The organism is Mameliella sp. LZ-28 (assembly GCF_012274245.1).
In the GTDB taxonomy this organism is placed as follows: Bacteria; Pseudomonadota; Alphaproteobacteria; order Rhodobacterales; family Rhodobacteraceae; genus Antarctobacter; species Antarctobacter albus.
Genome location: NZ_JAANYX010000011.1, coordinates 616,226 through 643,098, shown reverse-complemented (window position 1 = coordinate 643,098; position 26,873 = coordinate 616,226). Strand labels below are relative to the sequence as shown.

The following is a 26,873-nucleotide window of genomic DNA, read 5'->3' as shown; positions in this document are numbered from 1 at the left end:
CGCTATCCCGCACCGAAGACATCGCCGACAAAAGCGGTCAGATCGGGCATCCGGGTCAGCGCCATGCCGCCGGACGCCGTGGCCTTTCCTCCCTCCGGCAGGATCGCCTTGGAGAAACCAAGTTTGCGCGCCTCTTTCAATCGGTTTTCGGACTGCCCGACGGGACGCAGGCTCCCTGATAGGCTGATTTCGCCGAAAACGACAGTATCCGGGGGCAGCGGGGCGTCCTCACGGGCGGAAAGTAGCGCAGCGGCCACAGCAAGATCGGCGGCCGGTTCGCCCACGCGCATGCCGCCCGCCACGTTCAGGTAGACGTCCAGACCGGCAAAGGGGATTCCGCAGCGCGATTCGAGAACCGCCAGGATCATCGCCAGCCGCCCGCCGTCCCATCCCACCACGGTCCGGCGCGGCTGGCTGTGCGGGCTGGGGGCGACAAGGGCCTGGAATTCGACCAGAACGGGCCGCGTGCCCTCGATCCCGGCAAAGACCACCGATCCCGGCGCCGGTTGGCCGCGTTCGGCGAGGAACAGGGCCGAGGGGTTGGGCACTTCCGACAGGCCGCCGCCGGTCATCTCGAAGACGCCGATCTCATCGGTGGGGCCAAAGCGGTTCTTGACGCTGCGCAGGATGCGGAACTGGTGCCCGCGCTCGCCCTCGAAGTAGATCACGCTGTCGACCATGTGCTCGACCACGCGGGGGCCCGCCAGCTGGCCCTCCTTGGTCACGTGGCCGACCATCATGACGGCGCTGCCGGTGCGCTTGGCAAAGGTTGTCAGCTCATGCGCGGCGGCGCGCACCTGGCTGACCGATCCCGGCACGCTGTCGACGTTGTCGGCCCACATGGTCTGGATCGAATCGATGATCGCCAAGTCGGGGCGGCTTTCGTCCAGGGTCGTCAGGATGTCCCTCAGGTTGGTTTCCGTCGCCAGTTTCACCGGCGCCTTTTCAAGGCCCAGCCGGCGGGCGCGCAGCCGCACCTGTGCGCTGGCTTCCTCGCCCGAGATATAGACGACCTTCAGCCCGGCATTGGCAAAGGCCGCCGCCGCCTGCAACAGGAGTGTCGACTTGCCGATCCCCGGGTCGCCCGCCATCAGCACGGCGCTTGCAGGCACCAGCCCGCCGCCCAGGACACGGTCGAACTCGTCCAGGCCGCTGGCGGTGCGCGGCGGCGGATCTTCCTTGGTGGACAGGTCGCTCAGCACCACGGCGCGGCCACGCGACTTGCCCAGGCTCTTGCCCGAAGGACCCTGGCTCAGCGGCTTTTCCTCGACGATGGTGTTCCACTCGCCACAGGTCTCGCAGCGGCCCGCCCACTTGGTGCCGACGGCGCCGCAGGACTGGCAGACGAAACGGGTCGAAGCTTTGGCCATGTGGTCTCCGCTGGCAGGTCACGGGGGGCTTATGCCGCATCCCGCCGCCGGGGCCAATGGGGCGGCGGAGCCTTGCGACGCGCGCGTGTTTCTTTGGGCCGAAAATACCTCCGGGGGTGAATGGGCCGCAGGTCCAGAGGGGGCAGCGCCCCCTGACCCGGTTGGGTCAACCCAACGGCCGGGACTTTTCCACAAGGCCCAGCACGACCGATCCAAGGATGCAGCCGGTGAACAGGTAGAGCCCCCAGGCGGTTTCGACCCGGCCCACGCCCATGCCCTGCGCCAGCGTGATGTAAAGCGCAATCAGGAAGACATCCGCCATCCCCAGGCGTCCGATCACGTTCAGGGCGGGCAGGGCGCGCCTGTTCAGAAAGCCGAACTGTACCAGCGCCAGCCCCAGTGTCTTGATCAGTGGCGCCACCAGCGCAAAGAGCGTCACCAGCAGTGCCAGGAATACATCCGTACCCCAAAGTGACTGCAAACCCGAGACCAGGCTTATCTCGCTCATGCCGAACAGCGGCAGCAACCCGGCACGCATCAGTGGTGCAAACCAGGAAATCGGGTAGAGCAGGAACAGCAAGAGGTTGAGCCAGCGCAGGTGGCGGCGCCAGTCCGCGGCCCCCGAGGCCGCTGTCACGAGGTCCACCACCACAGACCCACGAGCCCGGCCAGCATCGCCAGGTGTATGAGATCGATCCAGCGGGCCCGGACACCGGGCAGCGTCCCGCTCAGGCCCAGGATGATGGAGGGCACGACAAGGACGGGCAGGCCGCCGCCCTCGGCCATGGTGCGTGCGGCAGCCGTGTAGAGAACCCCGTTGTTGAGGCCGAAAGCGGGCGCAAAGACCGTCGCGACGCCGGCCAGCGACATCATGAACGCCACCAGCGCCAGTCCCTGGGCAAGGCCCCGGCCGAGCAACAGACGCAAGAGTGCGAGGATCGCCAGGACTTCCAGGTAGAGGAACTTCTTGGCGAAGAGAAAGAAAAGAACCACCGGATCGGGCTGGAAGATGCCGTTCATCGCACCGCCTCGATCGGGCCCTCGGCGCGGCCAGAGATGAACTGGTCGACGTAAGGGTCGCCGCTGCTGTCCAGCTGTGACACGGGGCCGGTCCACTGGATGACGCCATCGTGCAGCATGGCCACGCGGTCGGCGATGGCGCGGACGCTGGTCATGTCATGGGTGATGGTCATGGCGGTGGCGCCCATCTCGGTCACGATCTCGCGGATCAGCTCGTTGATGACCCCGGCCATGATCGGGTCCAGCCCGGTTGTCGGTTCGTCAAAAAAGATGATTTCCGGCTCTGCGGCGATGGCGCGGGCAAGGCCGACCCGTTTCTGCATCCCGCCCGAAAGCTCCGCCGGCAGGCGGTCGGCCACATCGGGTTTCAGGCCCACGCGACGGAGTTTCTCGATCGCGACGGCGCGGGCCTCGTCGCGCGGTTTCTTGAGCGAGCCGCGCAGCAGGCGAAAGGCCACATTCTGCCAGACAGGCAGGCTGTCGAACAATGCCGCGCCCTGGAATAGCATCCCGAAGCGGGCCAGAAAGGCGTCGCGGTCGGCCTTGGTCACGTCCTGTCCGTCCAGCGTGATGGTGCCGCTGTCGGGGGGGACGAGGCCCAGGATGCATTTCAGCAGCACCGATTTGCCGGTGCCCGAGCCGCCGATGATGACCATCGAGCTGCCCTTGTCGATGGTCAGGTTCACGTCGCGCAAGACGTGGTTGTCGCCAAAGGCCTTGGAGACATGGCTGAGGTCGATCATGAGGCACCATCCAAGGGGCCAGGGACAAGCGCGTTCGAACGCGCTTGGAAAGCGTCTTCCAAGACGCTTTTTCGGCCTTTGGCCAATCGGTTGCGCAAGCTGACGCTCATAGCGAAAAGAACGCCCCCGTCAGCAGGAAGTTCGCGGCCAGGATCAGCACCGCCGCCGCCTCGACCGAGCCCTTGGTGGCGCGGCCCACGCCCTGGGCGCCGCGGCCTGAGGCCATGCCGAAATAGCAGCCCATCAGCGTCGCCAGCCCGCCAAAGGCGCAGCCCTTGACCAGCGAGGAAATCACGTCGAGCGGTTCCAGGAAATCCATCGTGTTCTTGAGATAGGCGGCCGGGTTGAACCCCAGCGAACCGGTCGCCACCGCGTAGCCGCCGAAGATACCGATCACATCCCCCACCGCCACCAAAAGCGGCACCACGATCAGCCCGGCCAGCACTCGCGGCGCGACGAGGTATTTCATCGGATCGGTGGACAGCGTAACCAGCGCGTCAATCTGTTCCGTCACCTTCATGGTGGCGATTTCTGCCGCGATGCTGGAGGTCACGCGTGCGGCGATCATCAGGCCCACAAGTACCGGGCCCAGCTCGCGCACCATGCCGATGGCGACAATCTGGGGCACCACCGCCTCGGCGTTGAAACGCGCGCCGCCGGAATAGATCTGCAGCGCCAGGGCTGCGCCGGTAAAGATCGCCGTCAGCCCGACGACCGGCAGCGAGAGCCAGCCGATGTTCAACAGCGCCAGGCCCAGTTCGCGGCCATAGAAAGGCGGGCGCAGCACGTGGCTGAGCGCGGTCAGAGCAAAGAGCGTGACACGCCCGACGACGGCCATCAGCGCCAGCGTGGCGCGCCCCAGCGCGCCGAAGGGCGACAGCAGGATCACGCGCCGGTGTAGGTGCGGGCGTAACGCGCACCCAGCGAGGTCAGGATCTCGTAGCCGATGCTGCCGGCCCAGTCGGCCAGTGTGTCGACGCTCTGGTGACGGCCCAGCAGTTCAAGGCTTTCCGGCGTTTCCGCCACCGCCGTCACGTCGACGCCTATCAGGTCCATCGAGATGCGGCCCAGTACCTCGCACCGGGTTTCCCCCGCCCAGAGATGGGCTTTGTGGCTCATTGTGCGCAGGATGCCGTCGGCATAGCCGGCGGCAACGGTGGCGACCCGGGTCGGCCTTTGGGCGGTCCAGGTGTTGCCATAGCCCACGGTTTCGCCCGGTTCGACGTCGCGGACCTGGATCACCGGCAGATCGACAAAGGCCACGGGCCGCGCATCGACGAAGGGCAGACCGCCATAGACGCCGATCCCGGGACGGGTGATCTCGAAATGATAATCCGGCCCCAGCAACACCCCGCCGGTGGCCGACAAGGACCGGGGCGCCTCGATCCCGTCGGTCATCTGGCGGAAGGCCTGCAACTGGCGGGCATTCATCGGATGATCGGGTTCATCGGCGCAGGCAAGGTGGCTCATGATGAGGGCAGGGTGCTGCGACAGGGCGATGTCGCGCAGCGCGCTCCACTCTGCGGGTTCCATCCCCAGACGGTTCATGCCGCTGTCCAGCTGGATGCCGAATCCGTGGCCCGGCAGGCTTTCCACATGGCGCAGCATCTGGTCGATGGAATTGATCATCGGGGTCAGCTGCGCATCGCGGATCAACCCGGCATCGCCCGCCATGTGGCCGGAAAAGACGCAGATTTCCGGACCCGGGCCCAGGATGCGGCGCAACTCGGCGCCTTCTTCGGCGATGGCGACAAAGAACCGCCGCGCGCCTTCGGCGGCCAGCGCCGGGGCGACCTGTGACAGCCCGAGGCCATAGGCATCCGCCTTGACCACGGCGCCGGCCTCGGCCTGTGCCATGTCGGCAAGTGAACGCCAGTTGGCGCGCAGCGCCGCGAGATCGATGGTAAGACGTGCCTGAGCCATGCCCGCTGTCTTTCTCAGGTTCTGGGTGAGGGTCAAGCGCGAAATCGCCGCGCGTGCGGGCTGGACGGCGGGCCTTTGCCGCTTATGCTGGGTTTCCGGACGGTACGGGAGGGTCAGGAATGTATGCGGCATTGCGGCTTGAGGGTCTGCTGTTCCTCCTGGCGCTGCGCTATCTGACCCGTATTCCGGTGCCGCGGGGGCTGCCGGTCTCGGACGACCTGATGGTGCGGGCGGTGAAATACCACCCCGCCGTGGGCGCGCTGGTGGGCGGGATCGGGGCATTGGTGCTTTGGGCGGCGGCGCCCGTCCTGCCCTGGTCCACGGCGGTGATCCTGTCGCTGGCCGCCACCCTGCTGGCGACGGCGGGATTTCACGAGGCCGGGCTGGCCGATGCGGCCGAGGGGCTGTCTGTGGGCCAAGACCGGGCCGAGGTCATCCAGATCATGGATCACACCCGGCTGGGCACCTATGGCGCCCTGACGCTGGCCGTTGTCCTGGGGCTGAAACTGACGCTCCTGGCGGGGATGTCGCTGGGGCAGGCTTGCCTGGCGCTGATCGCCGCGCATGCGGTGGGCCGGATGGCGGCGGTGCATGTCACGTTGATCACCGTTCATGCCCGCAGCGAGGGGATGCAGAAATTCGTCCCCAAGGTCACGCCCGACGGATATCGTGTCGCGCTGGCCTGCACGCTGATGGTGCTGGCGCTGGTCTTGATGCCGCTGGGGGGCGGCGCGGTGCTCTGCGCATTCATCGGGGCGATCCTGTTGGCGCAGGCGTTCCGGGCGGTCTGCGTGGCGCGGATCGGTGGATATACCGGCGATTGCCTGGGTGGGTCCGTCCTGTTCGGAGAACTCGGGTTCTACCTCGGGTTAATTATCTGGTTTCAAGTGTAATATCAGGCCATTGCATGGCGGTCTTCAGGTGGCGCACGAAGGCGTCTCTTTCAGCCTTCGGCAACCCGGCCCGGCGGATCTGACGCCTCTTGTCCCGGGTCGGATTGCCGGTCTGCCCGACGGTCGTTCGATTACACCTGGCCCGCGTCGCCGTGCTGCCACGGCTTGACGAGGTTGCCGAAGCGGGTGAACTGGCTTTCGAAGGAGAGTTCGACCGTGCCGATGGGGCCGTGGCGCTGCTTGCCGATGATGACCTCGGCCTTGCCGTGCAACCGGCTCATGCGTTCCTGCCAGGCGGCCATTTCGTCCAGCCGGTCGTCCGAGGGTTTTTCCCGTTCGGCGTAATATTCCTCGCGGAACACGAACATGACCACGTCCGCGTCCTGCTCGATCGAGCCCGATTCCCGCAGGTCAGAAAGCTGGGGCCGCTTGTCGTCGCGGCTTTCGACCTGGCGCGAGAGCTGGGACAGGGCGATGACCGGGATGTTCAATTCCTTGGCGATGGCCTTGAGACCCATCGAGATTTCCGCGATCTCCTGAACCCGGTTGTCGGCGGTGCCGCGCAGCAGTTGCAGGTAGTCGACGATGATCAGGTCCAGCCCGTGCGTCCGTTTCAGACGGCGCGACCGCGCCGCCACCTGGCTGATCGGCAGGGCGGGCGTGTCGTCGATGTAAAGCGGGCAGGCCTCGAGATCCTTGGCGGCCTGGACGAAGCGGCGAAACTCGGTTTCGTCCATGTCACCCTGGCGGATCTTGTGGCTGGAGATTTCCGAGGCCTCGGCCAGGATCCGGCCCGCCAGCTGCTCGGCGCTCATTTCCAGGCTGAAAAAGCCGACGACACCGCCGTCGATTGCGCCGGTACTGCCGTCCGGGCGTTCGCCCTTCCTGTAGGCCTTGGCGATGTTGAAGGCGATGTTGGTGGCCAGCGAGGTCTTGCCCATCGAGGGGCGTCCGGCGAGGATCAGAAGGTCCGAGGGATGGAGTCCTCCCAGCTTCTTGTCCATGTCGATCAGCCCGGTCGAGATGCCGGCAAGCCCGCCTTCGCGCTGGTAGGCCGCGTTGGCGACATTAACCGCCTCTGTTACGGCCTTGAGAAAGCTTTGAAATCCGCTTTCGGTCTGACCCTGTTCCGCCAGCTTGTAAAGCGCCTGTTCCGCCTCGACGATCTGTTCGCGCGGCTCGGATTTCACGTCGACCTTGGCCGCCTTGTCCGAGATGTTCTTGCCCAGGCGGATCAGGTCACGGCGCACGGCCAGGTCATAGATCATCTGCGCGTAGTCGCGCACCGCGAAGGTCGAGACGGCGGAGCCGGCAAGCCGGGCGAGATAGGCGGTGCCGCCCAGTTCCTTGAGACCCTCGTCGTCCTCCATAAAGGCCTTGAGCGTGACCGGCGAGGCGAGGTTGTTCTTGGCGATGCGTGCAGCGGCGATTTCGAAAATACGGGCGTGCACGGGATCGTAGAAGTGCTGCGCGCTGATGATCGCGGCAATGCGGTCGTAGATGTCGTTCTCGGTCAGGATCGCGCCCAGGAGCTGCTGCTCGGCCTCGATCGAATGGGGCATGGTCTCGGCGGATTGGACCTCGATTCCGGTCGGATTGATTGTGGCGATCTCGTTCATTTTTCTCCCCCACTGCTCGGGATGGCGGCATAGCAAGCGCAGCCGCCGGGGTGCAAAATGTATGTTTCTGGGGATAAGCCGGGGACGCTCCCCACCACATGATATTGCCAGCCGGGGCGCCCTGCCGTCAATATCTTGACAGCACGACTCGGGGCTGTGGTGGGTGTGCCACAGGCAACGTGCTCTTTGCAGAGCTTAACGCGTGGTTAACCCTCGGCGCGGGCGGCGCGCCAGGCGTGGGGATCCTTGAGGAACGACTCGACCTCGGACAGGACGCCGGCATGTTTCGCGGGGGCCTCGGCCAGCACCTCCCACCAGGTGCAGAGGTGGTGCAGGTCTACGCCGTGGTCGCCCAGGGTTTTGATCGTCTCGGGGAAGATGCCGTAGTAAAAGATCACCGCCGTGTGGCCACAGGTGGCGCCGGTGTCGCGAATGGCATCGACAAAGCTGAGTTTCGAGCCGCCGTCGGTGGTCAGGTCCTCGACCAGCAGCACGCGCTGGCCTTCGGTCATGGCGCCCTCGATCCGGGCATTCCGACCGTAACCCTTTGGTTTCTTGCGCACATAGGTCATGGGCAGGCCCATGCGCTCGGCCACCAGGGCGGCAAAGGGGATGCCTGCGGTTTCGCCCCCGGCGATGTTGTCGAAGGCCTCGAAGCCTGCGTTGCGCATGACTGTGACGGTCAGGAAATCCATCAGGGTCGAGCGGATGCGCGGGAAGGAGATCAGCTTGCGGCAGTCGATGTAGACGGGCGACAGCTGGCCGGAGGCGAGCTTGAACGGTTCATCGGTCATGAAGTTGACCGCCTCGATTTCCCAGAGCATCCGCGCGGTCAGGCGGGCCATTTCTTCGGCGGTGGGATAGGTCGAGGGGATCATGGCGCGTGCTCCGGCTGTCTGGGTCGCGCCGGATTAGCGCGTTGCGCGCCGGTTTTGAAGGGGGGATCGCATCCCGCGGGTCTTGTACAAAACGTACGTTTTGTACGCCGAAATCCGCATTTTGTACAAACCGTGCGCAGTGCTCAGCAGCGGGCGTAGATCCGGCCCCAGAACATCCGGTTCGGAAGCGGGTCGGTGGTGCGCGTTTTCTTCAGGTAGCGCCCGCCCAGGGTGTAGGCCTCCGGCTCGCCCATCGCGAGACAGTCCCAGCTTTGCGAGGCGCCGCTTTTCCATTGAACGTAGTGGACCAGTTCGTGCAGCAGGATCTCTCGCCACAGGGGGTTGTCCGTGGGGCTGTCGAAGTCTTCGGCATAGTCGATATGGGCCGGGGCCAACAGGTAGATCGTGCCATTGGGGCCGTCGGTGCGTGCAAAGAGCGCGTTCAGACGGTCGTCTACCCCGTCCTCGGGCATCAGGTGGGCGACGCCGCTGTAATATTCGCGGGTCAGCTCCTGCGGGCTCATGACGCGCACAATCGGGTGCGGCAGGTCATGGGTGTCATAGTCTGTCTCTTCGCCAATCCAGGCGAGCAATGCGTCGATGAGGATATCCACGACCAAAGTCTCCCTTGCAAATGCCAGGAGTCTGAGACGCGAACGGCCGGAAAGTCCTGAACTGGTCCTGAAAGTTTTCTGAATTCTCGCCAAACTCTGCTAATTTGAGGGCTATAGGAGCGTGATTGCCCGAAATGATTGCCGAATCGCAGCAGGCCGACACGACGTCGGGTAGGGAATTTGATGACAGTGCGCTGCGGCCCCATGCGGCCGCGATGCTGGCTTACTTCCGTGCTCGTCCGGGTGAGGTGGTCAGCAAGGAAGAGCTTCTGGATGCAGTCTGGCCCGAGACGCATGTTTCCGAGAACTCGTTGTATCAATGCGTTTCGGAACTGCGCAGGGCGCTGAAAGATCATGCTGGAATGGCGCTGCAAACCGTACCGCGCCGGGGTTATCGGCTGGTACTGGAGGCTACGGGCGAAGAGGCGGGCGCGGGTCCCGGTTCGGGGCAGGTCGCCCGACCGGGCGGCGCGGCCCTGCTGGGTTTGGGTGTGCTGGCCGGAGGGATGCTTGTCGCGCTGGCCGTGCTGCTTTGGCCGGGTCTCAAGGGCGAGGCCTCACTGGCAGAACGTCCTTCCGTGCTGGTCGGGGCGTTCCGCAACGACAGCGACGACGCACGCTGGGACCGACTGGGCCGGGCCCTGGCGGGGGATATTGCCAATACCTTGTCGGATGAGGGGTGGTTGCGCGTGATCGAGGGCGAACAGGGCGCGGCCCGCTATCGGCTTGCCGGCAGCATCCAGGCCGAGGGCGACCGGATCGCCGTGCAGGCGCGCCTTGTGGAAGTGTCCAGCGGAGAGATCGTCTGGGGCGAAACATGGCGAGACGGGACGGGCGGATTCTTTGCAATCCAGGATGCGATCACCGACCGTGTGACCGGCGCGCTGCGCGGGACATGGACCGGTGCGATTGCCAGCAACGACCGCCGCGCGGTGCATCGGCGCGGGACCGAGAACCTCGACGCCTATGAACATTTCCTGATCGGAACCGAGCACAAGCACCGATTTACCCCCGCCGACTACGAGATCGCCGTGGCCCATCTTGAAACGGCCATCGCACTGGACCCGCAGTTTGTTCAGGCCTGGGGTACACTGGCGGTCGTGCATGCCCTGCGCGGCAGCAACGCGGCCACGCCCGAGGCGCTAGCACCGATCTTTGCGGACCGGATCGAGGCGATCGAGATGGCGGCGCGCCTGGCACCGGAAGAACCGCAGGTGCTGGTACAGATGAACTGGCTGGCCGGTCACCGGGGCGAGACGCTGCGCGCCGAGCAGCTGTTGCGGCGGGCGGTGGAGCTGGCGCCCAACAACCCCGACATCCTGGCCGAGGCCGCCTGGATCGGGAACTGGCGCGGCGAACTGGGCGAGGATTCCGTCGCCTGGTCGGATCGGTCCAAGGTGCTCAACCCGGACTGGCCGGCCTGGTACGCCGTGGGCGCGGGTCTGTCGCGGTTCAACCTTGGCCAGTACCGCGCGGCCATCTTGGCGCTGGAAGAGGCGCCCGATTTCATCGAGCGCCATCTTTATACCGCGGCGGCGGCGGCGCATCTGGGCGACCAGCCCGCGGCAGAGGCCGCAAGGGATCGCCTGCTTGAACTGAAACCCGATTTCAGCCTGGACACCTATGCTGTCGCCCGCGCGATCCATGATCCGGCCACGCGTGATCGGCTGTACTCGGGGGCAAGGGCCGCGGGTGTGCCGCTCAGCCCACGCGCCAGTGCAGGGGCATCATTGGATTGAAGACCGTCACCGGGCCGTCGCCGGTCTCGATCTTGTCGGGGTAGCTGACCGGTTCGCCCTTGGTCAGGGTCACGCGCGTCTCGTTCGGGGGCAGGCGGTAGAAGGCCGGGCCGTTGAGCGAGGTGAACGCCTCAAGCCGGTCAAGCGCGCCGTCCTGTTCAAAGACCTCGGCGAGGATCGACAGGGTGTTGGTGGCGGTGAAACAGCCCGCGCAGCCGCAGGCGTTTTCCTTGAGCGGGTCGATGTGCGGTGCGCTGTCGGTGCCCAGGAAAAAGCTGGCGTCGCCCGAGGTGGCGGCGGCGCGCAGCGCCAGCCGGTGTTCCTCGCGCTTGGCGACGGGCAGGCAATAGTAATGCGGCTTGATCCCGCCCACCAGGATGGCGTTGCGGTTGATGACCAGGTGATGCGTGGTGATCGTGGCCCCCAGGTCATCGCCGCCCGCGCGGGCGTAGTCGGCACCCTGGCGGGTGGTGATATGTTCCATCACGACGCGCAGGCCGGGGGTGGCCCGGCGGACCGGGTCCAGGATGCGGTCGATGAAGACGGCCTCGCGGTCGAAGATGTCGACATCCGCGTCGACCACTTCGCCATGCACGCAGAGGGGAATGCCCGCCTCTGCCATCGCCTCGAGCACGCCGCGCACCTTGTCGAAGTCGCGCACGCCGGAGGCAGAGTTGGTCGTGGCGCCCGCCGGGTAGAGTTTCACCGCCGTCACGATGCCGTCCGCATGGGCGCGGACCACGTCGTGGGGGTCGGTTTCCTCTGTCAGGTAGAGCGTCATCAGCGGCTTGAAGTCGGCGCCCTCGGGCAGGGCGGCCAGGATGCGGTCGCGGTATGCGGCGGCCTGGTCGCCGGTCACGACGGGCGGCACGAGGTTGGGCATGATGATGGCGCGGGCGAAGTCGCGGGCGCTTTCGGGGGCGATTCCCTGCAGCATGGCGCCGTCGCGCAGGTGCAGGTGCCAGTCGTCGGGGCGGCGGATGCTGATCTGTTCCATGCCGGAGCCGTTAGCACGCGGACCGGCGCCGCGCCAGCCTGTCGTGGGGCGTCTCAGGCGCTGTCGTCGGTGGCCTCGATCTGGGCCAGGCGGCGACGGAAGCGGGGGGCATGCATCCGCGCCACCACGTTCTCGCACAGGATGCGGGCCAGTTCCGTCCGGCCATCGGCGTCCAGCCGATGCAGCAGGCGGCGCAGGTAGGGCGGGTGGTCCCGCCGGGCGCGCAGCATCGAGGCAAAGAGCGCCGGGGACAGGCGGTCCTCCGCGGCGGCGGAGAGCAGGCCGGGCAGCAGGTCGAGCGCCCGGAAATCGGCCTGCAGCGCGCCGCCCATGAAGGGCGCGCGGTAGCGGGCGACATTGGGTTTTTCGAACAGGGCGGAATGCATCGCATCCAGCCGTTCGCGGGGGTCGTAGATCACCCAGGCCTTGTCGGCGGCGTCGATCATTTCCGGCGCGAACCCGTAGCGCGAGGTGAAGTCCCGGCGGCGTTCCTCGGCAAAGCGGTCGTCCCATTCGGCGACGCGCGGGTCCAGCGTGGCCTGCGGTTGCAGCATCAGGACGCGGGCGCCGGGGGCGGTGACGGAATAGGCGCCGGCGGCATAGCCGCAGGGACCGGCGCCGTAGAACAGCACCGTCTCGAACTCGTCGAAGAAACCGTCGTCCTGCAGCTGGTCGAAAAAGGCATAGACGCGGGGATCGCGGAACCATGTGTCGCCGTGGCTGAGCAACGAGAGCGAGGACCAGCCCGCGCCGCCCACCATGTCGAACCCGATGGGGGTGCGGGTTTCCGACAGCGCCTCGATCCCCGACATGCTTTCAAAGCTCACGATCAGCGTGTCGCCGTCCTCGACGAAGATGGCGGCATGGGTCTTGCCCATCGGTTCGGCAAACCCCTGTTCCTCTCCGATGCGCCTGAGCGCGCCAAGCCACTCGCTGCGGGAGAGGTGGCTGAGGTCGGGGGCAAAAGTGCTTTGGTGCGATTCCATACCGGGCGGTCCCTCGTATTCCGCAAAATAAGACGCGGATTTGAGGCGAATATACCCGGTATTTTCGGCGAGATTGTGGTGCGCGGGTGGCAAAAGGGTGCGGCGGCGCCGTGATGTGAAAGCGCCGCCCTGTGAGGGCGGCGCTTGGTTCTGTGTGTTGCCTCAGGCGGCGCGGTTGCCAGCCAGGCGTGCCTTGAGCGCCGGGGGCAGCAGGCGGCGCGAGCTGACACGCGGCATCGGCATCTCGGCAAGCGCCGGTTCTTCGCCGAACTGCGCGATGTAGTCGGCGTAGTTGTCAAAGCTGCGGCGGCCGACGTGGTCGATATAGGTTTCCGACGGCGTGGCCTCGGCCAGGATGATCTCGTGGTCCTCGGTCTCGATGTGATAGACGGCAAAGCTCTCGCCAAGCTCGGACAGCGGCAGCCAGTCGATTGTATCGCCGTTGACCAGCGCACTGGCATTGACCAGCATCCCGTCGATCAGCAGCGCATGGTCGGCGGTCAGTACCAGGTCACGCTGCGGCAGGCCATCGCCAAGGGCGCCCGCGCGCAGGCGCACGGGTTGCAGGCGGTCGGCCGGGCCGAAGCGGGTCGAGACTTCCTGCGTCCAGACCCATTTCACCGGCACGCTGCGGCCATCGGGCGTGAGCACGGGGTCACCCATCGACAGGGTTTCCACGGCGCGCGCGCCCTCGGGGGTCGAGATCAGGGTGCCCTTGCCGAAGCAGAGGTAGACGTTGCTGTCGCTGGTTTCGGATTGGAACGTGTTCGAGGTGCCGGAATTGGCAACCAGCGTCTGCGTTGTCGCATCGGGAATGACCAGCGCATAGTTGCCGCCACCGTCGGTAAAGACGGGGTATTCGACACCGTCGCCGCCCGAAATCGTGTAGCCGGTGAAGGTTGCTCCGCCGCTGGCGAAGGTGTCGACGCCCGCGTCCAGCCGGCCGTCGTCGTCCTGGTCCACGATTGTGCCCGAAGTGTCATCGGCGGAAAACAGGCCACCCCAGTTCAGGCTGCTGCCCGGGGCACCTTCGGTGCCGTTGAATGTGACGCCGGACAGCAGGACATTGCCCTGTGCTTCGTAGTTGGTGGGCATGTAAATCTCCTTAGCAAAAAGTTGGAACGTTCAACCCATTGAATTGCTAGGGTTTCAGGTTGAGGATTCAACCGTTCAGCCGAAAAAGGTGCAAAAAGAAAAAACATTTTATCCTTGACGTCCGATCCGCGTGCACACGCAGCCGCGCGAAATCAATGCTGGTCGCCGGCCTGTCTTGCGTGGGTGGCGTGACGGGCCAGCACGCGCGCGGCCTGGATCGGCACCGGGCGTGAGGGCGGAGTCATCAGCAGGCGCGCAAAGAGAGCGCGGTAGGGTTCCTGGGCCAGCAAGGCCTCCAGCCTCTGGTGGCGCCAGGCGACCGCCCCGGCGTGCAGCCGGGCCAGCTCCGGGTCGGCGGCGAACGCGGCGCGGCGCTCTGCCACGCCGGGCAGGGACAGGATGCTGCGGTCTTCCTCGTTGCACCAGTTGCGCTCGACCCAGTAGTCCATGCCAAGCGCGTGGTCCGAATGGACCGCGCGGCCCCGGTCGGCCTTGAGCAGGTAGCTTTCCATCGCGCCGAGGGCGTAGTGATTCAGCTGGGCCAGCGCATAGTTCGACCGGCCGTACTGGGAAAAGATGCGGCGGGTGCGGAACTGGTCGTCCAGCTCGCGGCCCTCGCCGTCGAACCAGCGCGCGTAGTCGAGCCTTGACTTGTCGAGCGCGCGGGGGCGGTGGACGCCCAGCCGGGCATAGGTGCCGTCATTGCGGTAGAGCGTCTTGAACATCGCCGCGCGCCAGGGCCAGTGCATGACCACCGGCGCGGCGGCGGTGAATTGCCCGGTGATCGGCGCATCGGCGTACCGCGCCACCCCGGCATTGCCGAAGAGCCGCCAGGTGAGCGTGATGGCCGTGGCCTCGGGCAGGGCGGCGATCAGCGCGGGCAGGGTGCGGTCGCCTGCGTGGACATTGACGTATTCGTCGATGTCCAGCGCCAGCAGCCAGTCGGCCCCGGTGACGGCGGGCGCCGCGTCGGCCAGTTTCAACCCGGTGAACTGGATGCCGCGTTCGTCATGGGGGCCATCGTTGCGAATATGGGTCAGCGGCGCGACCTGTGCCAGCCGGTCGAGGATCGCGTCGGTGCCGTCCTGGCAATCGTTCGAGAGCGCGACCACATGGGTCACGCCACAGGCCAGGTGATGCGCCAGCCAGTCCAGCAGGAAGGCGCCCTCGTTACGGACACAGAGAACGGCGGTGATCTTCACGCGGCGCCCCCGTGGCGGAAGGTCCCGGCGCAGAGGCCGGGACGGGGACATGTCCCGAGAGCCATCACCAGCCCTTGCGGAAGGTGACGACCTTGGCCTCGGAGGCCTTGGGGAAATAGGTCAGCCCGGCGCGGTGCATGGTGTCAAAGACCGCCTGCACGCCCGACTGCCCGATCCATTGCGGGTGCAGCTCGATCACGGCGGCGCGCAAGCCGGACCAGTCGCCGGCCGGCAGCAGATCGGCCTCGGCGCCCTCGATGTCGCAGACCAGGACATCGGGCGTTTCCGCCTCCAGCACCGGGGCGATGGCGTGCTGCATGATCGAGACTTCCTCTGTCACGCTGTCCGGGTCGGCCTCGCGGTCCATCGAGGAGGCGAGGAAGTTCCTGCGGACGTAGAAGGGGACGGGATCGCCCGCTTGCGGTGACAGCAGCGCGTTGCGCAGGTCGACGTTTTCCACCCCGTTGGCCGCGTGGACAGAGCGGATGTAGGGGATCAGCGCCGGGTTCGCCTCGTAGCTGACCACGCGCGCGACCTGTTTCTTCACCGAGAGAAGCGTGGACATGTAGCCGATGCCGCCGCCCAGCTCCAGCACCCGGTCGCCCGGGCGCACGACGCGCATGACCGCGTCGCATTCCTTGCGCTCGTAGGCGTCGGATTTCAGTGCGCCGCGAATGCGGCCCTTGGTGATCTGCGGATGCTTGGGGATCTTCAGCCCGCGCGAGTGCAGGTAGGGATCGCGGGGGGCGGGCTCGGCGCCGTCCATCTCAGGTCTCCATGTCGAGGGCGAGCGCATAGGCCACGCGTTCGGTTTCCGTCAGGTCCAGCGCCAGCGCCTGCCGGTAGAGTTCCTCGAACTCGGGCATGCCGTGCAGTTCGGCGGCCTTGGCGCGGTGCCATTCCAGGGCCCGGTGATGCGCGGCGCGCAGGGTGTCGTCACGCATCAGCCGGTCGTATTCGGCCCGGACGCGGGGGATGTTGCGCTTGATGGTGATGTCACGGTGCACCGACCAGTCCATGCGGATCCAGTAGTTCAGCCCGATGTTGCGGTCGACATGCAGGGCGCGGCCCCTCTGACGCTTGATCAGGAAGCTTTCGGCGGACCGCAGGGCGTAATGGTTGAGTTGGATCAGGTCATAGCCGATGGTCCGCTTGGGACTACGCCAGCCGTTGCGGATCGCCGCCTCCGTCATGTCGCGGCCCGAGCCGTTGACCCATTTCACGCGGTCCTCGAACCCCTCGGCCAGCTTGTTGGGCCGGTGGCACGAGATCTTTTCGTAGGCGCCTATGTTGCGGAACATGGTCTTGAAGCCCCAGACCGTGTGCGGCTTGGGGCAGTATTTCGGGGCGCAGGTGTCGAATTGCTCGATCACGAAACGGTCCTGGAAACGGCGCACGCCATTGTGCCCGAACAGCCGCCAGGTCATCGCGATATTGGTGGCGTCCGGCACCCGCTGGAACACGTCCGAGAGCGTGCCATTGCCGCAGCGGATGTTGACGAATTCATCGACGTCGATATGGGCGATCCAGTCGGCCTGCCTGATCACCTCCTCGTCTAGCGCGGCATCCAGCGCGTGCTGTTGCGGGGACTTGCCGGACCAGGTGTTGTTGTCGCGGTGATGGACGATGCCCAGGGCATCCAGCCGCTGCAGGATCTCGACCGTGCCGTCGGAACAATCGTTGGTATAGATCAGGAAATTGTCGAAACCGACCGCGCGGTGATAGGCGATCCATTCGAGGATATAGGGCCCCTCGTTCTTCATGCAGGCCACGACCACATTGCCGGTCGACCCCTTGGGCAAAAGGCGATGCGGGGCAGGGGTGAAGGCGGCGGCCAGGTCCTCTTCGTTGACGCGGCCCAGCTTGTTGTGTGGGGCGTAGGGCGAGCCGTGCAGCCGCACGAAATTCTGCTTTGCCTGCGCGGGCAGGGTCTCTGCCGCGGCGTCGGTCAGGGGCGGTGTGTCCGGCTCTGCCGGGGTGTCGCCGGTCAGATGGGCCAGTTCCTCGGCCCGGGCAGCACGCTCTTCCTTGTCGCCCTGGGCGATGCGCCAGCGGAAGGCCATCAGGTACTGCGTCGCGCGGAAACCACGCGTCGGGTCCGTCTCTGTCCAGTCGCCGCACATGGGGTCGGCCTCCATGTCCTCGGGCGACATGCCGGGATGGGCGGCGCAAAGGGCGGCGATGTCCTCTTCGAAGCGCATGGAAAGGGCCGAGAGGCCGCCCGCAAGGATCGCGCCGCCGGGCACCTTGATCTCTGCCAGCAGCTTGCGCCAGAGCGGACGGGGCAGCAGGATGTCCTGTCGGTCGAGAAGGCGCAGCACCGCGTCGTTGAACAGCCGCGCGCGGGTCAGCCAGGCCGCCGCGGGCAGGCGCGGCAGATCCTCTGCCTCGGCCTTGCCGATCTGGGCGGAAATGCCGAAGGCGGCGCGCAGTTCATCCGTGGCCTCCTCTGCCCAGAGCCGGTCGCGGTTGATCGAGCGGAACTGCACCGTGTCGGGGCCAAAGACCGCCTCCCATTCCTCTTGCAGGCGGGTGTAGTCCAGCCAGAAGTTGGCGCCCTGCACCTCGCCGAACAGCCCGGCCAGGGGCGCGGTCTCGGGCCGGGTGTCCAGCGCGGCCTGCCAGTAGTCCGGGGCCGCCAACAGGCCCAGTTCCAGGTCCAGAGAGCGCGCCCGCCCGTCCAGGACTTGCGCGCCATAACGTGCGACCAACGCACGGGCCGGTTCGTCCAGCCAGGCAACGATGCGGACATCGGTCGAGATCGGCGCCAGCAGGTCGCGCAGGCGCTCCAGCTCGGCCCGGGTGCTCAGCGAGGTTCCCAGTTGATGCGCCGAGAGGATCAGGGCCTGCGGCGCGTCACGGGCGACCTCATGCGCCAACTGGCGGGCCACCTCGTTACGCAGGGTCTGCTGTTTCTCGGGCAGCATCAGGCCGCGGTTGAAGCGCAGCACATCCGGGCGGTCCGGGTCGCTGACGGCCATGAACAGGCGTGTGTGATTTCGGGCGCCGGGGCTGCGGGCGTAAAGAACGCCCTCGTCCCTGAGCCGCCCGCGCTTGGCGTCGAGAACCCTCTGTATCCGGTCGCTGGACGGACCATCCGGCCCGATATGTAGATAGATCCTCATCACGCTGCCCCTCGTGCCGTTCCGGCCTTGGTTTTCTTGCCTGTCGTCCCCGTTTCGGGGTTCTTGTTCAGCCTGCCCCACCAGGGCAGGTCGATCCTGAGATGTGCCGAGAGCCGCTGCCGTGCATCGGCGGCGCCCACCGGCAATTCCAGAAAGCGCGGATCCTCGCCAAAGAGGTCGCGCAGCATGGCATAATGCCCCTCGATCCAGCGGATGCGCTGGTCGTCGTTGGCGCCATAGCCCTGTGGCAGACCCGGGATGGCCCCGCCGGGCAGGCGATCCTGCCCGAGATTGCCCCAGCGGCGCATGCTGTCCGAAATCTCTGCCGACGGGCGCCAGGTGGCCACGAACAGCATGTCGGGCCGCGCCAGGCGCATTGCCTTGATCATCGTGTAATCGCATTGCGGCCAGAGCGAGGCCGACGAGTTCAACATGCTGATTTCCGTCAGCGCATCGTAAAGCCCGTCGAGATGGGCAAAGGGGTCGCCGGTTTCGAAATAGCCGTTATACAGCTGCCGCGCGATGGAGGTGCCGCCCAGGCCGGGGGTCCGGCAATGCACCCGGCGCACCTTGTGATCCGCCGCCCGCCAGCCGCCTTCGTTCAAGGCATGGGCCAGCGTCGTGGTGCCCGTCTTGGGCAGGCCGAGGTTCACCAGCTTGACGGTCAGGTCGCTCATAGTCCCAGCGCCTCGATCAGGTCCGCCTCGCCGGGCGGAAGCGCGGGCAGGGCCGCCAGGTGCGCGTACATCTTGGCGTAGTCCGCCTGCGCCATCAGAGCATCGCGCCTTTCGCGGTGCAGGCGCACGCAGTCGCCGTGCAGGCGCGCGATGTCCGGGTCCGCCTTCAGGGTGTCCAGCGCGGTCTCGAGCCGCGGCAGGTAGCGCAGGATCGAGCGATCCTCGACGGCGGCATCGTTGCGCTCGCGCCAATAGGTGTCGTCAAAGACGCGGCCCTCGCGGTTCACGTCGCCCCTGTCGTTCTTGACCAGGTAACTGTCCAGCGAGCGCAGGGCATAGTGATTGAGCGTCGCGAAATTGCGCGCCCCGGCGGCGGGAAACTTGCGGATGCGGCGCGGATTGGCGGCCGCCAGGAACTTGGGCGGGACCTTGCGCCCCGAGGCATCGGTCCAGGCCGGCAACTTGTCTTCTGGCAGGGACTTGCGGAAAAAGGGCCGATGCGCGCCGAAATACTGCAGGGGGAAATCGCGGCGCACGAGGCTTTTGACCTCTATCGCGGTTTCGGCGCACCAGAGATCGGGATTGTGGGACCGGGTGAACTGGGCAATCACCGGACGATCAACGAAATCCGTCACGCCATCGTTGGCAAAGAACTGGAAATTGACGGAAATCGCCTGCGGATTACCACATGCGGCGATCAGCGCGGGGATGGTGTGATCGCCCACGTGCACGTTCAGGAACTCGTCGACATCGGCGATCCAGACCCAGTCGGCGCCCGTCACCAGCGGGTGTTTCGCCGCCGCCTTCAGCGCCTCCATCTGGTAGTTGCGGCCCTCGGCGGGGTTGGGCAGGTGCACGACATGGCCGGTTTCCGGACGATCGGATGCGGCAAGCGCGTCCAGCAGCGCATCGGTGCCATCGGTACAGTCGTTGGAATAGAACAGGAAATCACTGATGCCCAGAAGACGATGAAAGGCGATCCATTCCAACAGGAACGGGCCCTCGTTCTTCACGCAGGTTACAGCGGTGATGCGCCGCGCGGCGCCCGCCTTGATATCAGCCATGTCTGCTCGTCTGCCAGAACCCCGGGTTTCTTCCCGGATTTTATAACCCGAATCATGACATTCCGTGAGCACCCCGTCAATCCGCGCCGTCGTCAAGGGCATCGGGGCGTGACTTCCGTCCTATTGACGCCCCTCGCGGGGCTTGGGAAACCGGGGGCAGGAGGACCGCCATGACATTGCCTGCATCAATCGACGAAGTTCAGGAAACGCTGGGCGCCACGGGCTATGTCTGTGGCCGGGCGCTGGCCACCGTCGTGTTCCTGTCGCTGCGCCTGGGCCGGCCCCTGTTCCTCGAGGGTGAGGCCGGGGTTGGCAAGACCGAGATCGCCAAGGCGCTGTCCGCGGCGCTGGGACGGCGCCTGATCCGGCTGCAATGCTACGAGGGGCTGGACGCCTCGAGCGCGGTCTACGAATGGAACTTCCCGGCCCAGATGATCGCCATCCGCACCGCCGAGGCGCAGGGCAGTGCAGACCGCGACGTCCTGAACCGAGAGCTTTTCGGTCCGGATTTCCTGATCGAACGTCCCCTGTTGCAGGCGATGCGCCCGGATGAACACGGCGCGCCGATCCTTCTGATCGACGAGCTGGACCGGACGGACGAACCCTTCGAGGCCTTCTTGCTGGAGGCGCTGTCGGATTTCCAGGTCACGATCCCCGAGATCGGCACCATCAAGGCGCCCGAGCCGCCCATCGTCATCTTGACCTCGAACCGCACGCGAGAGGTGCATGACGCGCTCAAGCGGCGCTGCCTCTATCACTGGGTCGACTACCCGGGCTTCGACCGCGAGGTGGAAATCCTCAACGCCCGCGAACCGGATGTCTCCGAGACGCTGAGCCGCGAGATCGTGGCCTTTGTGCAGTCCCTGCGCACCGAGGACATCTTCAAGAAGCCGGGGGTGGCGGAAACCATCGACTGGGCGAAATGCCTGCTGGCGCTGGACGTGGTGGACCTGTCCCCCGAGGTGATCAGCGACACGCTGGGCGCGATCCTGAAGTACCAGGACGACATCGCGAAAATCGAAGGCTCCGAGGCCAAGCGCATCCTCGAAGAGGCCAGGGCCACCATCGAGGCCGCGTGAGCGGGGTGCCTCAGCCCTCGGGAGGCGCAGGTTGGCCCGGGTCTTCCGGCCCGGTCCTTCGCGTTCTGAGGGCAACGAGGGGTGGAACGACGATCACCAGTGTCAGCGCGGCGGCGGCCACGAGGAAGACGACCAGCATGAGGGTGAAATAATTATCGACGAAAAGGGCGGTCAGACTGCGGGCGTCGAAGAGCAACAGTGCCTCCGGCGCGGTTTTCGAGGCGGTATAGTAGAACTCCAGCGGCACGGCGTTCGCCGTCGGCGCCTGCCGGACCGCAAGGGCAACCACGGCGCCTGGCACGAGGTTCGCCCGGATCGCCGCCTCGCGCGGGCCGGCCTCGAGCGTGACATTCGTCGGCGATACCGGAGGTGTCCGGTCAAGCAAGGCATAGCCGCCGGAGGGCTGTGCCATGAGACAATCCTCGCGCCCGTCGGTGCAGGCGATTTCGAACCTGGCGTCCGCAACAACCTGCGCCAGCGAGACGTTCTTGAGCCGCAATTGGGCGGTGCCGTCAGCAGACTGGCTGAAGCGATAGGTCACGACCGGCTGGCTGCGGATTTCCGCGATGACGGTCGAGATGTAGAAGCCGATGACCGAGAGGATGACCGCCAGGATGGCCGGCGCCTGTTGCGAGGTGAAAAGGTTCATCGAAGGTCTCCTGACCCGGCCGGGCCCCTGAGGGCGCAGGCTATCACCCGAAAGTCGCCTTGTCTTGGGCGGTCAGACTGCGAAGGTACCCGTCATGCCTGAATACCTGCCGCTTGAAATCCCGGAAAACCCGCGCCTTGCGCAGAACATCATCCATTTCGCACGCGCCCTGCGCCGGGCCGGGTTGCCCGTGGGACCGGGGCGGGTGATCGACGCCATCCGCGCGGTCGAGGCGGCGGGCTTTACCGAGCGGATGGATTTCTACTGGACCCTGCACGCCTGTTTCGTGAACCGGCCCGAGCATCGCGTCGTCTTTGCCCAGATCTTCCGCCTCTACTGGCGCGATCCGCGATTCCTGGAACACATGATGTCGATGATGCTGCCCGCCATTCGTGGCGTGCAGGAGGATCACTCTGCCGTGGCCGCCGAGAAACGGGCGGCGCAGGCCCTGTTGGGTGACCAGATGCCCGAAGTGCCCACCGAGGAAGAGGAAGAAGAGGGCACCCAGATCGAGGTCGACGCCTCGATGACCATGTCCGCCGAGGAAAAGCTGCGCAGCCTCGATTTCGAGCAGATGTCGACAGAGGAAATCGCCCAGGCCAAGCGGATGCTGGCGCGGCTGACGCTGCCCGTAAAGCCGATCGAGAGCCGCCGCCTGATGGGATCGCACCTTGGCCACCGGATGGATGCGCGCAAGACGATCCGCGACGCGCTGCGCAAGGGCGGAGAGATCCACTCCATCGCCCGGGCCAAGAGGCGGCCGCGCTGGCCGAACCTGGTGGTGCTCTGCGATATTTCCGGCTCGATGAGCCAGTATTCCCGCATGGTGCTGCATTTCCTGCACGCGGTGGCCAATGAAAAGGGGCAGGGCTGGGCCAAGGTCCATGCCTTCACCTTTGGCACCCGGCTGACCAACATCACCCGGCACCTGGCCACCCGCGACGTCGACGCGGCGCTGAAGTCGGCAGGCGCCGAGGCGCAGGACTGGGAAGGCGGCACGCGGATCGGGGCCTGCCTGCATGATTTCAACCGCGACTGGTCGCGCCGGGTCATGGGGCAGGGGGCGGTCGTGCTGGTGATCACCGACGGGCTGGACCGCGACGATGCGGGCGCGCTGGAAAAGGAGATGGAACGGCTGCATCTGTCGGCGCGCCGTCTGATCTGGCTGAACCCGCTCTTGCGCTGGGACGGCTTCGCGCCCAAGGCGACGGGTATCCGGGCCATGCTGCCGCATGTGGACAGTTTCCGCGCCGGACATTCCATAGCCTCGCTGGAAGACCTGGCCGAGGCGATCTCGCGCCCCGACGACCTGGGAGAAAAGGCGCGGCTGATGAAACTGCTCTAGGCGGGTTGCCGCCTGTCCTTAAGATCCGGGGGAACCCGGGGCGGTGCATCGTGCGTTTCCTGTCCAAGCCCCACGCGGGCACAAGGAAAGGAGACTGCCATGACCCCCATTCGCAACGCCACGGCGCTGGCCGGAGCCCTGACGCTCGTCGTCGGAGGGAGCGCGATGGCGCAGGGGCAGGACGGTGCAAACGCCGCCAAACGCCTACCCCCGGCGCAACTGGAACTGCTGAGCGGAATCTGCGAAGTCGGTGGCAACCTGCCGGACGGGCTGACCTGCGATGATGTGGCCGAGGCGCTGCAGAACAAAGGCGGCGGCAAGGACAAGCCGGACCAGGCCGACGTGGACCCGGCGGCGGACCCGGCCGATGCGCTGAAACCGGCTCAACCCGCGCCGCCCGAGACCGCCGATGTGCCCAAGCCGCCGGAAGCTGCGGAGCCGGCCGAGACACCGGAGCCCGAAGTTGCGGAACCGGCGGACCCGCCGGAACCCGATGCGCCGGAGACGGCGGATGTGCCGAAAGACCCGGCCCCCGAGGCAACGGATCCGCCCGAGACAGCCGATCCCGGCGATGTCCTGGTGCCCGAGGCACCCGAAGCGCCAGAGCCCGCGCCCGAAACCGCGGATGCGCCAAAGGATCCGGCCCCCGAGGCGCAGGATCCGCCCGAGGCCGCCGAAGCGGCGCCCGCCCCGGAGAGGCGTGATCCCCAGGCCCAGGTCGATGCCCTGCGGCGCCTGCTGGAAGGTTCGCCCGCCGCGGCGGCCACGGATCCGCGCGACGACGGCGAACTGGTCGAGGAAACCCTGGACGAGGGCGACGTGCGCCGCTCGGACGAGGATTTCCGCACCGGACTGGACGGCGCGGTGAAGCCGGGCGCCGAAGCGCGCAAGGACAATGGCGACGACGACGGGCTGGAACCCTGGGCCAAGGCAGCCCTGCTGGGCCTTGGCGCCGTGGCCCTCTCCGAGATCCTGGACGAGGATGACCGCGTGGTCTCCAACTCGGGCGACCGGGTGGTTGTCGAACAGGATGGCCAGTTCCGCGTTCTGCGCAATGACGACGTCCTGCTGCGCCGCCCCGGTGCCGAGGTCGAGACCCGCCGGTTCGACGATGGATCGACCCGCACGCGCGTGCGCTACGAAGACGGCTCTGTCGTCGAGACCATCCGCGCCGCCGATGGCCGGGTCCTGCGTCGGGTGCGTGTCCTGCCGGACGGCACCGAGGCGGTTCTCTTCGATGACACCCAGGTCAGTCCCCGGGTGGAGGTAAGCGAACTGCCCCGCGTGACCGAGCGCAACCGCATCGACTATCGCGACACCACGGCGGAGTCGCTGGCGCGTGCGCTGGCTGCGACCGGGGCCGATGGCGTGAACCGCAGCTTTTCGCTGGCGCAGGTGCGCAACATCGACGCCGTGCGCCACCTGGTCCCCGAGATCACGGTGGATACGATCAACTTCGAGACCAACTCGGCGGCGATCCGGCCCGAGGAGGCACAGGCGCTGGCGGTGCTGGGCGAGGCCATGCGAAGGGCCATCGCAAAGAACCCCGGCGAGGTCTTCCTGATCGAGGGGCACACCGATGCGGTGGGGGGCTTTGCCTATAACCTGGCCCTGTCGGACCGCCGCGCGGAATCCGTGGCCCTGGCCCTGACCGAGTATTTCGCCGTGCCGCCGGAGAACCTCGTGTTGCAGGGCTATGGCGAGGGCGACCTTCTGGTGCGCACAGAGGATGCGGAACGTGCCAATCGCCGCGCCGCGGTGCGCCGGATCACGCCGCTGCTTGCGGCGCGCTGACGCTCACGATCCGCCCATTTCCGGACCCCCGGCAGAGCCTCTGCCGGGGGTCTTCCTTTGCGGGTCTGGAATACCTCCGTTGTCCGAAATCGTCGGACGGGGTTTGATGACGCCACGTCACCAGACCCGCTGCCGGGAGTATTGTTTTCATTGCTGGCCGCCCTAACCGGGCAGGGCCGCGCATTCGGTGTCGAGACTGGTGCGACAAGGACTTTACCTCCGTCCATGCCTTTGCTGGAAAGGAATTGCCGAATGAAACGCCTCCTCCTCGCCTCGGCTGCGCTTGGCCTGCTGACGGTTGGCTTTGCCGGCCCCGCCGCGGCCCAGAACTTTGACCTCAAGCAACTCTGCAATCCCGCGCTGGGCATCAAGTGCGATCTCGACAGGGGCACGATCCGCCGGGTGCCTCAGGTCAAGAAGACGCCGCAGGTGATCGTTCAGCCGCCGCAAAAGACCTTACGCACCCCGAAAAAGACCATCCCGGTGCCCCAGGTCATCGTGACCCCGCAGCCCAAGAAGCGCCCCGCGCAGGTCGTCATCCCCAAGCAGGTGACGCCCAAGGTGCGGGTGCCCGACGTCCAGATCGTGCGCCCGAAGGGCAAGACACCGACCATCCGTGTGCCCACCGGGACAATCGCGCCGGGCGTCAAGGTGCCGGACGTCACGATCGCGATCCCGCCCAAAACCCGCCAGCCCGCCATCAAGGTCGCGCCCGGCGGCAAGGTCACGGTCAAGCCCGGTGCCGTGGACCTGGATGCGCTGCGAAAGCAGCTTGCCAAGGATATCGTCGGCGGCAAGCCCTCCGGCGGGGTCAAGATCGCGCCGCGCCCGGGCAAGACCGTGCGACTGCCGGTCGGCAGCATCGACCTGGGGTCCAGCCAGCGACAGGCCGATATCGTGGCCCTGCGTGACGTGGCCAAGGTGGCCGCGGCCGTCGGCATCGCGGCCGGGGCGGTCAAGGTGCTGGACCGGACGCTGACCGCCGAGGACGTGCGCCGCTCGTCCGAGGACTTCGACAAGGTGGCCCGCCAGATCGGTATCAGGACCGGCACGCTGGATTTCCGCCGCGTGGACCTGGGCAAGGTTCTGCAGAACGGTGACAAGGTCATCACCAACAGCGGTGACCGCATGGTGGTGCAGAACAACGGTGTCATGCGCGTGTTGCGCAACGACGACGTGCTGTTGAACCGGCCCGGCACCAACGTGCAGACCTTTCAGTACAAGGACGGCTCCACTCGCAACGTGATGCTCTACCAGGATGGCAGCCAGGTCGAGACGGTGCGCGCACCGGACGGGCGCGTGCTGCGCCGGTCCACCATCGCGCCCGACGGGACCGAGGTCGTGCTGTTCGACGACACGCAGCAGAGTGACCAGGTGGTCGTCACCAACCTGCCAGAGGTCAAGGGGCCCAGCGTCGTCGCCTATCAAAGCGACAGCGACGTGAACGGGGCGCTGGGCGCCGAGACTGCCGTCGATGCGGGGCGGCTGTTCTCGCTGGCGCAGGTGCGTGACATCGACGCCGTGCGCAAGATGGCGCCGGGGATCAACATCGACACGATCCACTTTGCCTCGAACTCTGCCGCGATCCGACCGGAAGAAGCCGAGGAACTGGCCGCGCTGGGCTATGCCATGCTGGAGGCGATCGCCCTTGATCCGGGCGAGGTCTTTCTGATCGAGGGGCACACGGATGCGCGCGGGCAGGAGGCCTACAACCTGTCGCTGTCCGACCGGCGGGCTGAATCGGTGGCCCTGGCCCTGATCGAGTATTTCGGCGTGCCGCCGGAGAATCTGGTGCTGCAGGGCTACGGCGAAAGCGATCTGCTGGTCGTGACCGACCAGGCGGAACAGGCCAACCGACGCGCCGCCGTCCGCCGGATCACCCCGCTTTTGACCGATACCTGATCCTGCCCTCTGAACATGGGACAAGCCCCCGGCACGCGCCGGGGGCTTTTCCCGTTTCACGATCCGAACGAAACATTCTGTTTCTTGCACATTTTAAGTTGCGCATTGATCTGGATCATCCGCCCCTCCTTGCTCGAGTGATATTCTGAAAGTGGAATG

General features: G+C 66.3%; 24 protein-coding genes. 6 read left to right on the top strand and 18 right to left on the bottom strand.

What is annotated here, in order from left to right; genetic code table 11:
- Positions 1-2 precede the first annotated feature (2 nt).
- The 6 genes from radA to alr all read right to left on the bottom strand — a co-directional run bounded on the left by radA (position 3) and on the right by alr (position 5,056).
- Complete coding sequence (radA, locus tag G9Q80_RS09715; protein ID WP_043139690.1) at positions 3-1,370, bottom strand: DNA repair protein RadA; 1,368 nt, start codon at positions 1,368-1,370, stop codon at positions 3-5.
- Positions 1,371-1,536: 166 nt separating this feature from the next.
- Positions 1,537-2,007 (bottom strand): paraquat-inducible protein A, encoded by a 471-nt coding sequence (locus tag G9Q80_RS28150; protein ID WP_416045624.1) that lies wholly within the window; start codon positions 2,005-2,007, stop codon positions 1,537-1,539.
- Positions 2,004-2,390 (bottom strand): hypothetical protein, encoded by a 387-nt coding sequence (locus G9Q80_RS28145; protein WP_232788192.1) that lies wholly within the window; start codon positions 2,388-2,390, stop codon positions 2,004-2,006. Before G9Q80_RS28145 ends, G9Q80_RS28150 begins: the two co-directional genes overlap by 4 nt.
- Positions 2,387-3,133, bottom strand: coding sequence for an ABC transporter ATP-binding protein (locus G9Q80_RS09705; RefSeq protein ID WP_088714986.1), 747 nt, complete (start codon positions 3,131-3,133; stop codon positions 2,387-2,389). The genes G9Q80_RS28145 and G9Q80_RS09705 overlap by 4 nt, the downstream gene beginning before the upstream one ends.
- Positions 3,134-3,239: 106 nt before the next feature.
- Positions 3,240-3,971 carry an MlaE family ABC transporter permease gene (locus G9Q80_RS09700; protein WP_052244402.1) on the bottom strand — a complete coding sequence of 244 codons (732 nt, stop codon included), beginning with the start codon at positions 3,969-3,971 and terminating at the stop codon, positions 3,240-3,242.
- Between the two features lie 47 nt (positions 3,972-4,018).
- A complete protein-coding gene (alr, locus tag G9Q80_RS09695; protein WP_088714985.1) occupies positions 4,019-5,056 on the bottom strand; it encodes an alanine racemase in 1,038 nt (345 codons plus the stop codon).
- Between the two features lie 119 nt (positions 5,057-5,175).
- On the opposite strand from alr, the gene G9Q80_RS09690 reads away from it, so the two are divergent.
- A complete protein-coding gene (locus tag G9Q80_RS09690) occupies positions 5,176-5,949 on the top strand; it encodes an adenosylcobinamide-GDP ribazoletransferase (RefSeq protein WP_088714984.1) in 774 nt (257 codons plus the stop codon).
- A 131-nt stretch (positions 5,950-6,080) separates the two neighbouring features.
- Here the strand turns inward: G9Q80_RS09690 and G9Q80_RS09685 are convergent, their stop codons facing one another.
- From G9Q80_RS09685 to G9Q80_RS09675, 3 genes are all read right to left on the bottom strand, one after another.
- Positions 6,081-7,568: a replicative DNA helicase gene (locus G9Q80_RS09685; protein ID WP_043139679.1), complete on the bottom strand. Its 1,488-nt coding sequence runs from the start codon at positions 7,566-7,568 to the stop codon at positions 6,081-6,083.
- Between the two features lie 206 nt (positions 7,569-7,774).
- Entirely contained in the window at positions 7,775-8,446 is a 672-nt protein-coding gene (locus G9Q80_RS09680; protein ID WP_043139676.1) for an orotate phosphoribosyltransferase, read from the bottom strand.
- A 143-nt stretch (positions 8,447-8,589) separates the two neighbouring features.
- Positions 8,590-9,060, bottom strand: coding sequence for a DUF6647 family protein (locus G9Q80_RS09675; RefSeq protein WP_043139675.1), 471 nt, complete (start codon positions 9,058-9,060; stop codon positions 8,590-8,592).
- A gap of 134 nt (positions 9,061-9,194) precedes the next feature.
- Between G9Q80_RS09675 and G9Q80_RS09670 the strand changes: the two genes are divergently transcribed.
- Positions 9,195-10,799, top strand: coding sequence for a winged helix-turn-helix domain-containing protein (locus tag G9Q80_RS09670; RefSeq protein WP_088714983.1), 1,605 nt, complete (start codon positions 9,195-9,197; stop codon positions 10,797-10,799).
- Here the strand turns inward: G9Q80_RS09670 and pyrC are convergent.
- From pyrC to G9Q80_RS09630, 8 genes are all read right to left on the bottom strand, one after another.
- On the bottom strand, positions 10,762-11,796 hold the full coding sequence (gene pyrC / locus G9Q80_RS09665; protein ID WP_043139671.1) for a dihydroorotase: 1,035 nt from the start codon (positions 11,794-11,796) through the stop codon (positions 10,762-10,764). The two genes, G9Q80_RS09670 and pyrC, sit on opposite strands and share 38 nt — an antisense overlap.
- Positions 11,797-11,849: 53 nt before the next feature.
- Complete coding sequence (locus tag G9Q80_RS09660) at positions 11,850-12,782, bottom strand: phosphoadenosine phosphosulfate reductase (protein WP_088714982.1); 933 nt, start codon at positions 12,780-12,782, stop codon at positions 11,850-11,852.
- A gap of 162 nt (positions 12,783-12,944) precedes the next feature.
- On the bottom strand, positions 12,945-13,877 hold the full coding sequence (locus G9Q80_RS09655; RefSeq protein WP_052244374.1) for a Hint domain-containing protein: 933 nt from the start codon (positions 13,875-13,877) through the stop codon (positions 12,945-12,947).
- A gap of 152 nt (positions 13,878-14,029) precedes the next feature.
- Complete coding sequence (locus G9Q80_RS09650) at positions 14,030-15,079, bottom strand: glycosyltransferase family 2 protein (protein WP_088714981.1); 1,050 nt, start codon at positions 15,077-15,079, stop codon at positions 14,030-14,032.
- Positions 15,080-15,143: 64 nt separating this feature from the next.
- Positions 15,144-15,845, bottom strand: a complete 702-nt coding sequence (locus tag G9Q80_RS09645) for an FkbM family methyltransferase (protein WP_088714980.1) — start codon at positions 15,843-15,845, stop codon at positions 15,144-15,146.
- A gap of 1 nt (position 15,846) precedes the next feature.
- The gene (locus G9Q80_RS09640) at positions 15,847-18,204 is read right to left on the bottom strand and encodes a glycosyltransferase family 2 protein (RefSeq protein WP_168246451.1); all 2,358 of its coding nucleotides are present in this window, start codon (positions 18,202-18,204) and stop codon (positions 15,847-15,849) included.
- Positions 18,204-18,881, bottom strand: a complete 678-nt coding sequence (locus tag G9Q80_RS09635; protein WP_232788191.1) for a sulfotransferase family protein — start codon at positions 18,879-18,881, stop codon at positions 18,204-18,206. Before G9Q80_RS09635 ends, G9Q80_RS09640 begins: the two co-directional genes overlap by 1 nt.
- On the bottom strand, positions 18,878-19,945 hold the full coding sequence (locus G9Q80_RS09630) for a glycosyltransferase family 2 protein (RefSeq protein ID WP_088714978.1): 1,068 nt from the start codon (positions 19,943-19,945) through the stop codon (positions 18,878-18,880). The genes G9Q80_RS09635 and G9Q80_RS09630 overlap by 4 nt, the downstream gene beginning before the upstream one ends.
- A gap of 170 nt (positions 19,946-20,115) precedes the next feature.
- On the opposite strand from G9Q80_RS09630, the gene G9Q80_RS09625 reads away from it, so the two are divergent.
- Entirely contained in the window at positions 20,116-21,024 is a 909-nt protein-coding gene (locus tag G9Q80_RS09625; protein WP_088714977.1) for an AAA family ATPase, read from the top strand.
- A gap of 10 nt (positions 21,025-21,034) precedes the next feature.
- Here G9Q80_RS09625 and G9Q80_RS09620 read toward each other — a convergent pair whose 3' ends face one another.
- Positions 21,035-21,673 (bottom strand): hypothetical protein, encoded by a 639-nt coding sequence (locus G9Q80_RS09620; RefSeq protein ID WP_088714976.1) that lies wholly within the window; start codon positions 21,671-21,673, stop codon positions 21,035-21,037.
- Between the two features lie 94 nt (positions 21,674-21,767).
- On the opposite strand from G9Q80_RS09620, the gene G9Q80_RS09615 reads away from it, so the two are divergent.
- From G9Q80_RS09615 to G9Q80_RS09605, 3 genes are all read left to right on the top strand, one after another.
- Entirely contained in the window at positions 21,768-23,018 is a 1,251-nt protein-coding gene (locus tag G9Q80_RS09615; RefSeq protein ID WP_168246450.1) for a vWA domain-containing protein, read from the top strand.
- Between the two features lie 99 nt (positions 23,019-23,117).
- Positions 23,118-24,812, top strand: coding sequence for an OmpA family protein (locus tag G9Q80_RS09610; RefSeq protein WP_088714975.1), 1,695 nt, complete (start codon positions 23,118-23,120; stop codon positions 24,810-24,812).
- A gap of 252 nt (positions 24,813-25,064) precedes the next feature.
- A complete protein-coding gene (locus G9Q80_RS09605; protein ID WP_232788190.1) occupies positions 25,065-26,714 on the top strand; it encodes an OmpA family protein in 1,650 nt (549 codons plus the stop codon).
- Positions 26,715-26,873: the final 159 nt, after the last annotated feature.

Coding starts and splice junctions, on each gene's coding strand:
- G9Q80_RS09620 (WP_088714976.1), bottom strand. CDS start 21,673: ATGAACCTTTTCACCTCGCAACAGGCGCCGGCCATCCTGGCGGTCATC.
- G9Q80_RS09700 (WP_052244402.1), bottom strand. CDS start 3,971: ATGGCCGTCGTCGGGCGTGTCACGCTCTTTGCTCTGACCGCGCTCAGC.
- G9Q80_RS09685 (WP_043139679.1), bottom strand. CDS start 7,568: ATGAACGAGATCGCCACAATCAATCCGACCGGAATCGAGGTCCAATCC.
- G9Q80_RS09640 (WP_168246451.1), bottom strand. CDS start 18,204: ATGAGGATCTATCTACATATCGGGCCGGATGGTCCGTCCAGCGACCGG.
- G9Q80_RS28145 (WP_232788192.1), bottom strand. CDS start 2,390: ATGAACGGCATCTTCCAGCCCGATCCGGTGGTTCTTTTCTTTCTCTTC.
- G9Q80_RS09670 (WP_088714983.1), top strand. CDS start 9,195: ATGATTGCCGAATCGCAGCAGGCCGACACGACGTCGGGTAGGGAATTT.
- alr (WP_088714985.1), bottom strand. CDS start 5,056: ATGGCTCAGGCACGTCTTACCATCGATCTCGCGGCGCTGCGCGCCAAC.
- radA (WP_043139690.1), bottom strand. CDS start 1,370: ATGGCCAAAGCTTCGACCCGTTTCGTCTGCCAGTCCTGCGGCGCCGTC.
- G9Q80_RS09610 (WP_088714975.1), top strand. CDS start 23,118: ATGACCCCCATTCGCAACGCCACGGCGCTGGCCGGAGCCCTGACGCTC.
- G9Q80_RS09630 (WP_088714978.1), bottom strand. CDS start 19,945: ATGGCTGATATCAAGGCGGGCGCCGCGCGGCGCATCACCGCTGTAACC.
- G9Q80_RS09690 (WP_088714984.1), top strand. CDS start 5,176: ATGTATGCGGCATTGCGGCTTGAGGGTCTGCTGTTCCTCCTGGCGCTG.
- G9Q80_RS09635 (WP_232788191.1), bottom strand. CDS start 18,881: ATGAGCGACCTGACCGTCAAGCTGGTGAACCTCGGCCTGCCCAAGACG.
- G9Q80_RS09605 (WP_232788190.1), top strand. CDS start 25,065: ATGAAACGCCTCCTCCTCGCCTCGGCTGCGCTTGGCCTGCTGACGGTT.
- G9Q80_RS09645 (WP_088714980.1), bottom strand. CDS start 15,845: ATGGACGGCGCCGAGCCCGCCCCCCGCGATCCCTACCTGCACTCGCGC.
- G9Q80_RS09615 (WP_168246450.1), top strand. CDS start 21,768: ATGCCTGAATACCTGCCGCTTGAAATCCCGGAAAACCCGCGCCTTGCG.
- pyrC (WP_043139671.1), bottom strand. CDS start 11,796: ATGGAACAGATCAGCATCCGCCGCCCCGACGACTGGCACCTGCACCTG.
- G9Q80_RS09680 (WP_043139676.1), bottom strand. CDS start 8,446: ATGATCCCCTCGACCTATCCCACCGCCGAAGAAATGGCCCGCCTGACC.
- G9Q80_RS09655 (WP_052244374.1), bottom strand. CDS start 13,877: ATGCCCACCAACTACGAAGCACAGGGCAATGTCCTGCTGTCCGGCGTC.
- G9Q80_RS09625 (WP_088714977.1), top strand. CDS start 20,116: ATGACATTGCCTGCATCAATCGACGAAGTTCAGGAAACGCTGGGCGCC.
- G9Q80_RS09705 (WP_088714986.1), bottom strand. CDS start 3,133: ATGATCGACCTCAGCCATGTCTCCAAGGCCTTTGGCGACAACCACGTC.
- G9Q80_RS09660 (WP_088714982.1), bottom strand. CDS start 12,782: ATGGAATCGCACCAAAGCACTTTTGCCCCCGACCTCAGCCACCTCTCC.